Genomic DNA, 243 nt, shown 5'->3' with positions numbered 1-243 from the left:
CCACCGCGTCCACCAGATAGCGGTCGTGCGAAACCAGCAGCACCGTGCCGCGGAACTCCGCCAACACACGCTGCAAAATCTCCTGCGATGGCAGGTCCAGGTGGTTGGTCGGTTCATCCAGCAGCAGCAGATTGGCGCCCTGCAGTGCCAGGCAAGCCAGGGCCAGCCGTCCGCGTTCACCGCCAGATAACACGCTGACCTGTTTGAAAACGTCATCGCCCATGAACAGAAATTTCGCCAGGT

1 protein-coding gene is annotated in these 243 nt (G+C 60.9%); it reads right to left on the bottom strand.

Annotation, left to right across the window (positions count from 1 at the left end):
- Positions 1-223: ATP-binding cassette domain-containing protein (locus tag ACMUOY_RS20450; protein WP_413894555.1), on the bottom strand; the 223-nt coding region annotated here is incomplete at its 3' end.
- Between the last annotated feature and the right edge of the window lie 20 nt (positions 224-243).

The sequence above is a fragment of the Candidatus Skiveiella danica genome, from assembly GCF_022705245.1.
GTDB lineage: Bacteria > Pseudomonadota > Gammaproteobacteria > Burkholderiales > Burkholderiaceae_C > Skiveiella > Skiveiella danica.
This window is presented reverse-complemented; position numbering and strand designations above follow the sequence as displayed.